At 70.6% G+C, this 13,430-nt stretch carries 10 protein-coding genes; all 10 read left to right on the top strand.

Annotated features, from left to right (window positions below; all coding sequences use genetic code 11):
• Positions 1-13: 13 nt before the first annotated feature.
• Genes ACGFIV_RS32580 through ACGFIV_RS32625 form a run of 10 tightly spaced genes read left to right on the top strand, consistent with a single transcriptional unit; the run spans position 14 to position 13,331 of the window.
• Positions 14-1,369: an aspartate aminotransferase family protein gene (locus ACGFIV_RS32580; protein ID WP_392838758.1), complete on the top strand. Its 1,356-nt coding sequence runs from the start codon at positions 14-16 to the stop codon at positions 1,367-1,369.
• Positions 1,366-2,127 carry a hypothetical protein gene (locus tag ACGFIV_RS32585; protein WP_392838760.1) on the top strand — a complete coding sequence of 254 codons (762 nt, stop codon included), beginning with the start codon at positions 1,366-1,368 and terminating at the stop codon, positions 2,125-2,127. The genes ACGFIV_RS32580 and ACGFIV_RS32585 overlap by 4 nt, the downstream gene beginning before the upstream one ends.
• The gene (locus ACGFIV_RS32590; RefSeq protein WP_392838762.1) at positions 2,124-3,359 is read left to right on the top strand and encodes a hypothetical protein; all 1,236 of its coding nucleotides are present in this window, start codon (positions 2,124-2,126) and stop codon (positions 3,357-3,359) included. The genes ACGFIV_RS32585 and ACGFIV_RS32590 overlap by 4 nt, the downstream gene beginning before the upstream one ends.
• Positions 3,360-3,379: 20 nt before the next feature.
• A complete protein-coding gene (locus ACGFIV_RS32595) occupies positions 3,380-4,231 on the top strand; it encodes a TauD/TfdA family dioxygenase (RefSeq protein WP_392838764.1) in 852 nt (283 codons plus the stop codon).
• A gap of 39 nt (positions 4,232-4,270) precedes the next feature.
• A complete protein-coding gene (locus tag ACGFIV_RS32600; RefSeq protein WP_392838766.1) occupies positions 4,271-5,587 on the top strand; it encodes a hypothetical protein in 1,317 nt (438 codons plus the stop codon).
• 53 nt (positions 5,588-5,640) lie between these two features.
• The gene (locus ACGFIV_RS32605; RefSeq protein WP_392838768.1) at positions 5,641-6,918 is read left to right on the top strand and encodes an aminotransferase class I/II-fold pyridoxal phosphate-dependent enzyme; all 1,278 of its coding nucleotides are present in this window, start codon (positions 5,641-5,643) and stop codon (positions 6,916-6,918) included.
• On the top strand, positions 6,918-8,654 hold the full coding sequence (locus ACGFIV_RS32610; protein ID WP_392838770.1) for a non-ribosomal peptide synthetase: 1,737 nt from the start codon (positions 6,918-6,920) through the stop codon (positions 8,652-8,654). Before ACGFIV_RS32605 ends, ACGFIV_RS32610 begins: the two co-directional genes overlap by 1 nt.
• On the top strand, positions 8,651-10,819 hold the full coding sequence (locus ACGFIV_RS32615) for an HAD-IA family hydrolase (RefSeq protein ID WP_392838772.1): 2,169 nt from the start codon (positions 8,651-8,653) through the stop codon (positions 10,817-10,819). Before ACGFIV_RS32610 ends, ACGFIV_RS32615 begins: the two co-directional genes overlap by 4 nt.
• Positions 10,816-12,723 (top strand): hypothetical protein, encoded by a 1,908-nt coding sequence (locus tag ACGFIV_RS32620; protein ID WP_392838774.1) that lies wholly within the window; start codon positions 10,816-10,818, stop codon positions 12,721-12,723. Before ACGFIV_RS32615 ends, ACGFIV_RS32620 begins: the two co-directional genes overlap by 4 nt.
• A gap of 50 nt (positions 12,724-12,773) precedes the next feature.
• Complete coding sequence (locus tag ACGFIV_RS32625) at positions 12,774-13,331, top strand: AAA family ATPase (protein WP_392838776.1); 558 nt, start codon at positions 12,774-12,776, stop codon at positions 13,329-13,331.
• Positions 13,332-13,430: the final 99 nt, after the last annotated feature.

Consider the following 13,430-nt stretch of genomic DNA (forward strand, 5'->3'; position numbering starts at 1 on the left):
AGGGAGGAAAGCTGTGCGTGTCGTGGCTAGACGGCCGATCCTGGAAGCCGAGGCAACTGGTGCACGGCAGGCCGATGCCGCGCATCTGTGGCATCCGTGGAGTCCGGTGGATTTGGCAATCGAGCGGCTGATGCTGGTGGAAGGACACGGTTGCCGTGTCGTGGACGACCGCGGCCGGTCCTACCTTGACCTACGGGCGGGCACCCTCAACGCAGCAGTGGGCTACGGTCACCCCCGTGTAGTCGAGGCCATCAGCAAGCAGGCCTCCTCGCTGATGACATGGGACCTGGCCGAGGTCGGCACGGTGCCAGCCGCCCTGCTGGCCCAGCGCATCGCCTCGATCACCCCCGAGGGACTAAATCGTACGCTGTACTGCAACTCCGGCTCGGAGGCCACGGAAGCAGCGATGAAGATCGCCCGCATGTGGCACGCACTGTCCGGCCGACCCGAACGCACCTGGGTCCTGTCCTTCTTCGACGGCTACCACGGGGCGACCGTCGCTGCCGTCGCTGCCACCGGTGTGGGCTTCCGCCGCCAGGGCAGCGGCCCGTTTCCCGATGGATACGCGCACCTGGCCACGCCACGCTGCGTTTTGTGCGCGGCCGGGCAGACGCACGAGTCCTGCCAGATACCTGGACCCGACCAGTGGCGCGAGCAGATCCAGAGGATCGGGCCGGACCGAGTTGCGGCGGTGCTGGTAGAGCCGGTGTTGAGCGTGGGTGGGGTGATCGTGCCGCCACGCGGGCATCTGCGCGCACTGCGAGAGATCTGCGACCGGTATGGGATTCTTCTCATCGCCGACGAGGTTGCCACTGGTATCGGTCGCACCGGCAGGATGTTCGGCTTCGAGCACGATCTGGACCCCGGCACCGGGCCTGACATCCTCACCACCGCTAAAGGCCTCACGGGCGGGTATGCGCCGCTGTCGGCGGTGACCGTCGGCGAAGACATCTACGCGGTGTTTCGCCGTGATCCGCTGCTGGGCGGGCTGCGCCACGGGCATACCACCGGCGGGCACGCCACCGCGTGCGCAGCCGCTCTGGCCGTTCTGGACGTCCTGGAAGAGCAGAACCTGGTCACGGCCGCAGCCGCCCGCGGCGAGCAGTTGCTCGCCGCCGTGGCACCGTTGCGGGCCAGCGCCTGTGTGCGGGATGTGCGTGGTCTCGGTCTCCTGGTGGGTGTGGAGATGGACTGCTTGGAAAGCGCCGCTGAGGTCACGGGCGCGGCCCAGGAGCGTGGCGTGCTGGTCCGCCACTTCGGGCCCGTGATCACTTTGGCTCCCCCACTGATCGTCACGCCGCAGGAGGTCCAGATCGGCGCCGAGACGGTCATCGAGGCCGTCCACCTCACGGGACGGGATCGCGCATGAGCGAAGGCTGCCGTGACACCGTGATCCTCCCGCTCGCCGGGCAGGGCACCCGGCTGGGTCTGCCCATGCCCAAGGAACTGCTGCCGATCGGCGAGCGGCGGGTCGCCTTGGATGCCACGCTCGATCTTCTCGCTCCGCAGGCCGACCGGCTCCGAGTGGTCGCCGTCCTCGGTGAGCACTGGGAGCGGCGGGAGGCGACCGTGCGTCATCTGATCCAGGTGTGCGGCGCGTGGCGGATACCGCTTGCGCTCACCTTCCAGGACCCGGTGTGGCCGGAGTCCACCGGAGCCGTGCTGAGCGCCGCGGCCTGGTTCGGCCCGGCCACGCTCGTCCTGCTGCCTGACCAGGTGTTGGACAGCCCCGCGCCGGAGGCGATCGGCGACATCATCGGCCTGATCCACAAGGGCAGCCAGGTCGCCTTCCTGGCGGCGCGTGAGGACGACGTGGACCGCCTGGCCGTGGACGGTGCCCTGCGCTTGGACGAGCAGCCGGACGAGCCTCCGTCAGTGGGCGACTTCGCCGACAAGCCAGGTCGCGAGGCGGCCGGCCGCTTCAACGCTGTGTGGTTCGGCTATGCCTTCGCCCGCCGATCGGCTGAGGCATGCGTGCGGGTCATGCACCGCTCGGCTCTGCGCTCGCCGCTTTCGCAGGACGAGCGGGAGGTACTACTGGGGGCGGCGGTCGTCGAGGTGGGTCGGTTCACCGATCTGGGCACCTGGCCGTCGGTGACCGGCTACTGGAACAGAGACCACGGGTGAGCGGCGTCGTGATTCTCTGCGGCCCCTACCCGGTCGACGACGGGCTCGGTGGCATCGGTCTGCGCATGTGGGAACTGGCCCAGCTCCTTGCGGACGCCGGCCACCAGGTTACTCTCGTCGCTCCGCGTACGTCCGACTTCACCCACCCCGGAGTTCGCATCACCACCGGCGACGCCCGGGACCAGGTGAAGGCCTGCGATGTCGTCGTCACCACAGACCTGCCCGACACTCGGCTTGTTTTGACGGCGTACCGGGCCGGGAAGCTGATCGTGGCCGAGAACGCCCCTCCGATCGAGCACCTGCACTACGACAAACTCTCCGGGGCCGCCGGGGAGGAGCTGTACGCCGACACCGTCGCCCGTTGGCGGCTGCAGTTACTGCTTGCCGACCACCTGCTGGTGCGATCGGAGGCCGAGCGCGCCTCCACCTTTGGGGCGCTGGTGGCCGCCGGGCGGATGAGCACCACCCACCACCGCACCGACCCGGCGCTTCGGCATCTGGTCAGTCTGCTGCCGATCGGCTTTAACCGCCACTCCGCCCGCACCGCCGCCGCCGCGACCGCGCAACAGGCGGGGCGCTGCGATGTGCTGTGGAACGGCGGCGTGTGGGACTACTGCCACCCCGCTCCCGTCCTGGCCGCGCTCGCGGCCGCCGCCAAAACCGGGAGCGCGCTGTCGCTACGGCTGCTGTACGAACCCGCGCCGGTCCCACGCGCCGACTTACAGCACCTGGCCAAGGAGCTCGACGTCGTTGGCCATCTGCGCTGGCCTACCGGACCAGTGCCGCACCGCGGCCGCGACGCCTGGGTCAAGGCCGCCCGCGCGCTAGTCGTCACCGGAGGACGCACCGCAGAGAACATGACCTGCCATCGGCTGCGATTGCGCGACGCCGCCCTGTACGGCCTGCCGGTCGTCGTCGACTCCCACGGGGCAAGCGGCGACCTGGTCGCCGCGCTAGGCATCGGCCCGGCCGTGGATCCCGCCGACCCCGACGCGCTGGCCAGAGCCCTGCTCGACGCCGCCCGCGACGGCCCCGCGCGCAGGCGGTATCTCACCGCGCTGGCCGCGGCACGAGACCGTTTCACCCTGGAGCGGCACATCGGCCCACTGCTGCGCCTGCTGGACAGCGGCCGACCAGCTCCCGACCGCCATGCCCTTGCCCACTGCCGTGCCATCGACACGTTGCTGGCCGAGCATCCGGCACTCGACCAGCGACCTCCCGCCGTCCTTTGACCCCCTCACCGGAGGACCTCATGCCCGTTCCCGCCCTCAACGCCTCGGCCCGTGCCCGGCTCCTGCCCGACTTCACCGGCTCGCCCGCCAAACCCATCCAGGTCGGCGACTGGTCGATCCCCGACGCACACGACCGGCGGATGATCGTCGAGTCCTACCGTCGCCGCGGATACACCGTCGTGCAACTCGCCCGCACCGTCCCGACCGGGCAGGACCTCACCGCAATGGCCGGAGCGCTTGGCCTGGGTGAACCGTTCACCCCGCCGCTGTACGCCGCCAGCTCTCACACCACCGGCGGTATCAGCCGCTTGACCGCCGATCCGAACGCCGACCACCCATTCCAGAATCGTGCCGGGCAGAACGTCCACTGCGACGGCACGTTGCAGCAGCTCGGTCAGATCCCTACCACAGTGATGATCTGTGTCCGCCCAGCCGTCAACGGAGGCGCGACCTACCTGTTCAACGCGGTCGCCGCCTACGCCGAGCTCCGTCACCGGGACCCGGCGGCTGCGGCTCAGCTCGACCACGACCGGGCGCTGGAGCGCCGGTCGACGTTGGTGGCCGATCAGGTCACCTTCGGGCCGGCGTTCGCCATCGACTCCTGTGGGTTGCCGATCACCCGCTACAGCCGCACCGCAACCGACACCTACCACCCAGCCGACGATCGGGCGGCCCTGGAACGGGCACTCGCCTTCTTGGAGACCGCGGCCCGGCCGGGAAGCCGGCACCGCATCGACTTCAGCCTCGACGCCGGGCAGGCCCTGGTGCTGGCCAATGACCGTATCGGTCACGGCCGCACCGCCTACCGAGACGACCCGGACGCGCCGCGACTGCTGCTGCGCGGCCTGTTCACCCTCAAGCCGCGGGCATGACCCCGGCCGCCGCCCACAACCACCCCCTATGGAGCAGCGATGACCGAACTCCTGCCGAGCGGAGCCGACCTGTTGGCCACCGGACTGACTGTGCTGCGCGCCCATCAGGAGCGCTCGCTGGCCACGATCAGCCTCATCGCGGCGGAGAACGCCATGGTGCCGTTCGCTCGCCTGCCGCTGATCTGCGACCTCTACAACCGCTACATGTTCGAGCAGGACCCTGACCCGGCGGCGGGCGGCTGGAACTTCCCGTCGGCTAAGAGCGCGGCGTGGCTGGAGACCGGGCTGGCGGTGCCGCTGCTGCGCCGTCTGGCCGGTGCCGAGCACGTCAATGTCCGCCCCCTGTCGGGGCTACACGCGATGGAGATGGTGATCACCGCGCTCGGCGGGCAGAGCGGCGAGACCGTGGCGTGCATCGCCACGGGCCAAGGCGGCCACTACGCCACCGCTGACGTCGCCCGCCGCCTGGGCCACCCGGTCGTTCACCTGCCCGGCTGCGGGCCGCACGAGCTGGACCTCGAACAACTCGCCGAGGTCTGCGAGATGTACCGGCCAAGTCTGATCTATCTGGACCAGTGCCATGCCCTGGACCCGGTCGACACCGCCCGGGTGGTCACCGCGGTCAAACAGGTGAGCCCCGCCACACACGTGCACGTTGACATCTCCCACCCCCTGGGCCTGGTGCTGGGCGGGGCGCTGCCCAACCCGCTCGCCGAGGGCGCCGACAGCATGTCGGCTTCCACCCATAAGACGTTCCCCGGTCCGCAGAAGGGCATCATCGCCACCCGCGACGCGTCCGTCCACGCCAAGATTCAGGCGGTGCAGCCGCAGCTGGTCTCCAACCATCACATCGGGGCTGTGGCCGCCCTGGGTTTGAGTCTTGCGGCGTTCGCCGACCAGGCCGGCGCCTACGCCCACGCCGTGGTCGCCACCGCCCGGTCGTTGGGCAAGGAGCTCGCGCACGCCGGATGGGAGGTGGCCGGTGCCGAGTTCGGCTACACCCGCACCCATCAGCTGTGGGTCACCACCCCGCGCCTTGCCGCGCGGGAGGCCGCCGAACGGTTGTATGCAGCCGGAATCCACGTCAACTGGCTCTCCGACCTGCCGTTGAAACAGCCCGCCCTGCGTCTGGGCCTCGCCGAGGCGGCCTGGACGGGTCTGACCCCGGCCGACATGCCCCGCTTGGCCGCGATCATGACCTCCGCTGTCGAGGGGGAGCGCCCGCCGGTGGACCTGGCTCGGCAGACCGCCGAGCTGCGCTCCACCCTCGCCTACCCCTTCGCCCCGGCGCTTACCCGCGACGCGGTAGGAGACGCCTCCTGGACGGCCGCGTCGTTTGTAGGGCAGATTGCCTGATGGCCGCCCTATTGGAAGCTCCGCGGATTGCCGAGGAAGCACCCTGCGTCACCGTGTACCGGGAACTGCGCGAGGGTGTCCCCTCCGACTCCGCGCAGCTCGGGTTCGGCTACAACCTCTACCCGGCTGCGCCCGTGGTCCACCGATTCCTATGCCGGGCGCTGAAGGCCTGCGCGGACGATGATCGACTACACCAGTACGGCACCGCGGCCGACGGCCACGATCGGGCCCTGGCCGCCGCCCTGGCCGGGGCCTACCTGGGCTGCGCACTGGACGCCGATCAGATCGTGTTCACCAGCGGCGCCACCGAGGGCATCGCGCTGGTCATCCGGTTCCTGGCCGGTCGCGACACCGGACTATGGTTACCTGCCCCCTGCTATTACGCCTTCGAGCAGACCCCGCACCGCTGCGGCGGCACCGTGCTGGGCCGCTACCGCCACGACGGTGTCATGGACGCAACCGGTGCGAGCGCCCGCCACACCGCGCTGGTGGAGATCTTCCCCAACGGAGTCACCGGCACCCTGTATGTGCCGCCCCCGGTCCAGGTCGACTTCCGGGTCATCGATGTGGTGTTCCTGGCCGGTGGCTCAGGGCCGGCCCCTCACATGGTCACCGAACACGTTCGCGCAGCTCTGTCCGCAGGCATCCAGGACGCAGCGGTGCTGATGACACCGTCCAAGGATCTGTGCGTGCCCGGCATCCGCTCCGGCTTGCTGATCAGCGGCCACGAGCCTCTGATCAGTGCCGTCCGCGGCGAGGTCTTCGACCGCACCGCCTCAAGCAATCCCTTGGCCGGGCAACTGGTCCTGCTGTACCTGGCGACGCTGTTGCTGGCCGAAGCCGCCGACAGCGGCCGGCCAGCCGCGTTCTGCGACCGCTACCGGTGGCTGCGTGCCCAATACGCCCGCTACCGGGTTCCCGCCCTTCCCTCCGAGACCGCCTTTCGGGCCATTGTCGATCATCTGGACGCGATGAGCTCCCACTTCACGACCGCCTTCGACCTGTTGGGCCGACACACCGAAGGCCTGCTGGAGACCGGTCGGCAACTGCGGCCCATGGCGGGTTACTCGTTACTGCCCCGCCTGACCGCCGGGCCCGAGCACCCCGACGACATCGTTGGCTGGGTCAACGCCGTGGGGCGGCAGTTCGCTCTCAAGCTCAACCCCACCGTCCTGTTCGGCGGCACCAGCGGCTCCTGGCAGGCCCTGTACCCGGGACAGATCCGCATCCGGGTCAACCTCTCGGTACCGCACCGGGATCTGCTCAACACCCTCGACCTGCTACGAACAGCCCGTGAGAACGTCGTTTCGCCCCGACGGGAGGCCGCTTGATGAGCACTCTCACCGACTTACTGTCGATCTCCGTGGCCCGTGCCCCCGACGCGGTCGCCGTCGCCGAGGACGAACGGCGGATCACCTACACGCAGCTGTGGGCGGCAGCCGGCCGTCAGGCCAACGCGCTGCACACCGCAGGACTGGCCGGGGAAGCTGTTCTGCTGGCACTTTCTCCCGGCATCGCCTGGGTCACCGCGCTGTTGGGCGCGTGGCGGGCCGGGGCGGCGGCGGTACCCGTGGATGTGACCCACCCGCCCGAGCGACTTGCCCGGCTCGCCCGAGGGTGCCACGCCGCAGGCGCGATCACCCGCACCGGACGAGCACCGGCGTGGGCCTCCACGGTGACCGCGATCGCGGGGACGATGCCCGGCCCGGTCGGGCAGGAACCACACAAGGCGCCCCCGGGTGACGATGCGGTGGCATGCCTGTGGCACACCAGCGGCAGTACCGGCACCCCCAAGCCGGTGCCGGTCCCGCATCGCGCCGTGGCCTCCCGCGCGGCCGCGATGCCGCACCTGGCCACGATCATCTCTGGCGACCGCATCGCGCAGCTGACCTCCCCCAGCTTCGACGCGGTCCTGTGGGAGGTACTGTGCGCGCTGACCACGGGCGCGCATCTGCAAATTGCCTCCGCCGCCGACCGGACGCCCGGACCGGCGCTGGCCGCGTTCCTCGCACGGCACCGCATCACCGCCTTCACCTGCACCCCCACGCAACTGGCCGCCACACCTGCGGTCGAATTACCACACCTGCGCCGGATCGTCCTGGGCGGTGAGGCCCTGCACCCAGGCCCGGTGGCCTGGTGGCTGGAGCGGCATGAGGTCGCCAACGCCTACGGGCCGACCGAGGTCTGCGTCCAGGCGTTCTTCGCCGATCGGATTCGCCCCGACGACGACCCGGTCCCCATCGGCCGGCCCCTGCCCGGCGTGCTTGCCTGCGTTCTCGACGAGCACCGCCGACCCGTTGCGGCCGGCCTACCGGGAGAGCTCTATCTCGGCGGCGACGGCTTGGCAACCGGGTACCTGGGCATGCCCGCCGCCACCGAGCAGGCATTCCTAGATCTCCGGCATCCCGGCGACTCCAGTCACAGCGCCCGACACCGCCTCTACCGCACCGGCGACCGCGTCCGCGCCCTGCCCGACGGCCAGCTCACCTTTCTCGGGCGGATCGACGACCAGATCAACCTCGGCGGCGTCCGGCTGGAACCCGGCGAAGTCGAGGCGTGCGCCGTGCGCATGCCCGGTATCCGCGCCGCCGCCCTACTGGCCGAACCCGCCTCAAACGGCAGGCGTCCCCGGCTGGTCCTGCACATCGAGGGCGTCCAGGGCGAGGACACCGAGCACCTCCCCACGGCGCTGCGCCTGCATCTGGCGCGGCAACTGCCGCCCACCGCCGTCCCCGCCCTGATCATCTGCCACACCTCCCTGCCGCGCACCGCCTCCGGCAAGATCGACCGCCGGAACCTGGCCGGGGCGCCCCTACCACCGGCACCGGCCTCCTCCAACGGGGCCGTCCTGCCCGAGGCCGCCGCCGGCTGGTGGCAGCAGTGGACCGGCTCACCCCCAGACCAGGGACGGGACTTCTTCGCCGCGGGCGGCGACTCCCTCACCGCTCTGGCCTTCCTGCAACTCCTCAACGAGCACTACGGCACCGCGATCACCCTCGATGACTTCTACGCCCGACCCACCACTCAGTTCCTCGCCGACCACCTCGCGCCGAAGAGTCCCTCATGACGTCCATGCCCGTGCGTGGACTCCTCGTCGACCTCGACGGTGTCGTGCGCCTGTGGCGCGGCAGCGCCCGCACGGCCGAGGCCGCTTGCGATCTGCCCGTCGGCGCGGTCCGGGAGATCGCCTACGACAGCCGGTTCGACCTCGCCCACGTCGGTGTCCTTACCCAGCAGGAATGGGTGGAGGGCGTACGCGAACGCCTCGTAGAGAAGTACGGACCCGGCGCGGCAGCCGCGGCCGACATCTGGTCCGCCGACCGAGGGGAGGTGGATCCGGCGATGGTCGGGCTGCTGCGTCGCGCCCGCGCCGCAGGCCTGGTCGTGGCCACCCTCACCAACAACACCACTGTGCTCGACAGCGACCTGCGCCTGCACGGTCTGGCCGACCTGTTCGACCACGTCGTGAACTCCGCCGACACCGGGCTGACCAAACCCAGCCCGCCGGCTTACGCCCGCGCCCTGACGCTGATGGACCTGCCTGCCGGCTTAGTCGCCTACACAGACGACAGCCCGGCCAACGTCCACGCTGCCGCACATGTCGGCCTGCACGCCCACCTCTACACCAGTGCCGCCGCGCTCGAGACGTTCTTAGCCGGCCTCGGAGTCCGCCTCCCCGATACCGCCAGCGCACCCCCACCAGGCCGTCCCGCACCGGCCGGTATCGCGCCGCCCACCGGGCACGCCGAGTCCGACGAGCACGCCGCCGTCCCGGTCCGGTATCTGGCCAGCTCCTCCACTCCGCAGGAACTCGCCGACCGTCTCATCGCCGCCGCCGGCATCGCCGCAGCCCCGGTCGGCCCGCACGCCGTCGCCACCGTCTGCGACAACGGCACCCTCACCACCTGGCGGCTCCTGCCGCCGGACGCAGACGCCCGGCACGCGGCCGGTCACTCGGCCGCATGGGGGATCAACCCGCAGGAGGCCGCCGCCGAACACCTCCCCCCGTGGCGGCCCGCCACCCGCGCGGTCGCCGCACCATACGCCCGCCGGCTCCTGCACCACGCGGCGTGGGCCTTGCACCATACCGCCGCCCACCACCGCGTCGGCGACACGCTGGCCGCCGCCTGTGCCATGCAGGAAACACGGCAGGCCCTCACTGAACTCGCCACCCTGCTGGCCCGTCACCAGATGCTGCCCTGGCCCGGCACGACAGCCACCCGCTATCTGCCCGGCTCCGCCGTCGAAGCGCTGACCTCCTCCTGGAGCGCCAACCCCCTTCTGCCCGGCGACCTGCCCCGCTGCCTTCAACCTCTGATCACGCTGCTGCGACATCTCCGGCACACCGCGGCTTTGGTGTTGGACGCCGACGCGGACTGGCCCTGGCACCACACCGCCGCCGCCTTGGCCCCGCTGTTCGGCCAGGCCCCCGAGCTGACCCCTCTGCCACCTGGCGACGCCCTCTACACCACCGACCTGGCCGCGGTGTACGACCGGCACCGCCCGGTCGTCGACGACATGGCCCTCGCCCTGCGGGCGTTGTCCGCCGAGGCCCTGGCCGGACAGGACGTCATCGAACTCGGCGCGGGAACCGGCCGGATCACCAGCCACCTGGCCGGACACGGCCCGGCCACCTACACCGCCACCGAACCCTCTCCGGCGATGGCCGAACGGCTGACAGCCCGGCGGCTGCCCGACGTGCGGGTTGTGATCGGCGACGCCCTCGCCCTGCCCCTACCCGACGCCAGCGCGGACACCGTCATCGAGCACGAAGCGCTGCTGTTCACCCCCGACCCGCTGCTCGCCGCCGACCGGATTCTGCGGCTCCTGCGCCCGGGTGGCTCATTCATCCGGCTGCTGCTCCACCCCGACGGGCCCAACCCGCCGGCGGCGCTGGAGGCGGCCTACCGCACCGCGGCGTTTCGCGGCCGACCCATGCCGCTGATCTACGGCAAGGGCACCGACCAACGCATCACCGCCCACATGTCCGCCCAAGGCCTTGTCACCACGGTCCGGGAACTCGCCCGCTTCACCGCGCGACCCACCCCGGCCGAGGTGCTGTCCTCGCTCACGGACCGTGCCTGGCCCTACCAGCACCGAGCCACCCCCGAACAGCACGCCGCCGGCCTGGCGGCCGCACACCATGCCGCCCGAGCCATCCCAGCCGGCGGTGTGCCCGTCCGCTACACGCTTCGTGCTCTGGTCACCACGACCACGGAGGCATCCCGGTGAACCCTCTGCCCAGCGCCTACCAGTGGATCGACGACCTCACCCAGGCCCATTCACTGCTGGCTGAAGCAACGATCCCGGTTCTTCGGCCGCACAAAGCGCACCGGGCCGACCGCTGGGCACACGTCCTGGCCTGGTACGGCTCCCCGCGCCTACCGGCGAGGCCTGCCCCTGCGGGTGCCCGCGTGGCCGGTCTGGGCGGCGACCCCCACCTCGGGGAACTGGTCGCACACGCCCTCGGCCGATCGCACCGGCACCACACCAGCGCCGACACCCTCATGCAGGATCTGGGTCCACGCGGCGGCACCGTCCTGGTCGTCGCCCTCGCCCGGGAGCTCACCCTGGCCGTCCTGCTTCCCCTCCTGGACTCCTACGCCGCACACGGCACCGCCGTCGGCCTGCTCACCGGCCGAGACAACGCCGCGATCACCTTCGCCCTGGCCAAGATCCTCGCGACCCCCCGCGCCGAGCGGGCACCAGGCCGATCCGCCCTCATCGATGGCACCACCGGCCTGTCCCACACCCTGCCCGGGAGGAACGGCGAACGGATCACGACCGACGAGGTCCTGGCCGACACCTGGCGCACCCTGCTCATCGACGCCCACGGCTCTGCCGCCCACGCCAACCTCGGCGCCGTCGTCCTGTGCGGGCTCACCGGTCAGCACGAGCACACCAGCACCGGTATCCCCGTCCCCGGTGGATGCACCCCCGCGCGCTGCAAGACCGACACCACCGGCAGGCACATCCCGCTCGCGCCGCACGACCTCAAGACCCAGGTACTGGGCCTGTTCGTGTGCAACGCCATCACGCTCGGCCCCGCCGAGCAGTACCCCTCCGACCTCAGCCTCATCCTGGACGCCGTCGAAGGTTACCCATCCGCGGTCTTCGGCCTGCTACGCGGCGATCTGAACACCACCTGCGAGCACCCCGACCTAGCCGCCACGGTCCTGAACGCCGGACATCGGCTCGGCCGGTGCGTCAGCGTCCTGGACCACGACGGCCACCGCCGCGGTATCCGCGGCCCCTCCGCCGCTTTGATCGGCGACCCCGAGTACCGCCCCCACCCCCGGTCCCGGCCCGCACCGGCCGATCCCACCCCGCAGCAGACACCCAGCTCATCGGGCAAGCCCGACACCAGCGACCTACCGGCCTGGCAGGCACGGATCGAGGAGGCGGCGGCCTTCGAAAGCGCCTTGCGCGCCTCACTGCACCACCGGCCCGACCTCGACCTGGATAACTGCCTCACCGAAATCGCCACCCACCGCCTCCACGCCGCCGAATCGATGCTCTGTGCCCTACGCAGTCACACCGACTCCGGTATCCACGTGCGGGAGCTGGAGGAGGCGTCCCTGGCCTGGTCCCACTCGGTCCTGGCGATCCTCAGCCGCACCCGCGGCGGTGCCTTCACCCGCCAGGTGACCGCCGCCCGAGCCCACCACCGCACCGAACATCTCAGCGTCGCCGACCCCTGCCCGCACTGCGCGGCACCCCGCACCCGCGAACACCTGGTCAGTACTTTGGGCTTGGCCCCCCGTATCACGGTCGGCTGCCCACGCTGCGGGGCCGCGCTCAGCCTTCCCGACCACACGCCCCCGCTGACCATCCGCTCCCCCCAGGCGCTGCACCCCGGCCACCGAGCACGCATCGACATCGTCGTGCCCGACTCGGCTGACGGACTACTGGCCGTGCACCTGCGCCCCCGCAGCACCCGCCTTGGTTCCTACGACCACCGGGTGATCCCGGCCGTCCCCGGCGTCCAGACCGTCATCCTCACCATCCCGCGCCATCCGATTCCCGAACTCGACCGGCTTTGGGTCCTCCACGCCCACCACTTCGCCCTGGCCTTCCACCAGCGGCGCATCCCTACCCTGCCCGGCGACTGCGACACTGGTCCCCAACAGCCGTAACCGCAGCTCAGGCCAGTATCGGCCGCGACCACCATGAAAGGCAGACAACCATGATCATCTGGATCAACGGGCCGTTCGGCGTAGGCAAGACCACCACTGCCACGCTTCTCCATCAGGAGCTGGCCGGCAGTATCCTGTTCGATCCCGAAGAAGTCGGGTTCCTGCTGCGCAAAAGCATCCCCGAGGACCACCCCGCCCGACTGAAGGACTTCCAGGACTACCCGATGTGGCGTTCCCTGGTCGCCGACACCGCCATCCATCTGGACCGCTACATCGGGCAACCTCCCGTGATCGCACCGATGACCCTGATCCGACGCGACTACGCCATGCAGATCTTCGACGCCATCCAGGCCGGCGGCGCGCAGGTGCATCACCTGCTCATCCACGCCGACACCGACACCATCGCCACCCGCATCGAATCCAGCATGGAGTTCCCCGGCGACGACGAGCGCAGTGAGAAGGTCCGCGCCTTCCGGCGCCGCAAGCTCCAACCGTATGAGCAGGCGTACGCGACCTGGCTGCACAACGAAGCCGAGGTCATTGACACCACCACCCTCACCCCGCAGCAAGTCCTCGAGCAGGCCCTCAAGCTCCTGCCCCTGTGGTGACCGGCCTAGGCCCTGTTTCGAAGTCGGCTGAGTGACGGCGTGTCGCGCCCGGACAAGCAGAGAGGTCTCCGGTAAAGGGTTCATCGACCAAGAAGAACC

It is taken from the genome of Sphaerisporangium sp. NPDC049003 (assembly GCF_043197795.1).
Lineage (GTDB): Bacteria > Actinomycetota > Actinomycetes > Streptosporangiales > Streptosporangiaceae > Sphaerisporangium.

Excerpts from the sequence above, each read along its gene's own strand:
- ACGFIV_RS32600 (WP_392838766.1), top strand. The coding sequence starts at position 4,271 with ATGACCGAACTCCTGCCGAGCGGAGCCGACCTGTTGGCCACCGGACTG.
- ACGFIV_RS32595 (WP_392838764.1), top strand. The coding sequence starts at position 3,380 with ATGCCCGTTCCCGCCCTCAACGCCTCGGCCCGTGCCCGGCTCCTGCCC.
- ACGFIV_RS32585 (WP_392838760.1), top strand. The coding sequence starts at position 1,366 with ATGAGCGAAGGCTGCCGTGACACCGTGATCCTCCCGCTCGCCGGGCAG.
- ACGFIV_RS32625 (WP_392838776.1), top strand. The coding sequence starts at position 12,774 with ATGATCATCTGGATCAACGGGCCGTTCGGCGTAGGCAAGACCACCACT.
- ACGFIV_RS32610 (WP_392838770.1), top strand. The coding sequence starts at position 6,918 with ATGAGCACTCTCACCGACTTACTGTCGATCTCCGTGGCCCGTGCCCCC.
- ACGFIV_RS32615 (WP_392838772.1), top strand. The coding sequence starts at position 8,651 with ATGACGTCCATGCCCGTGCGTGGACTCCTCGTCGACCTCGACGGTGTC.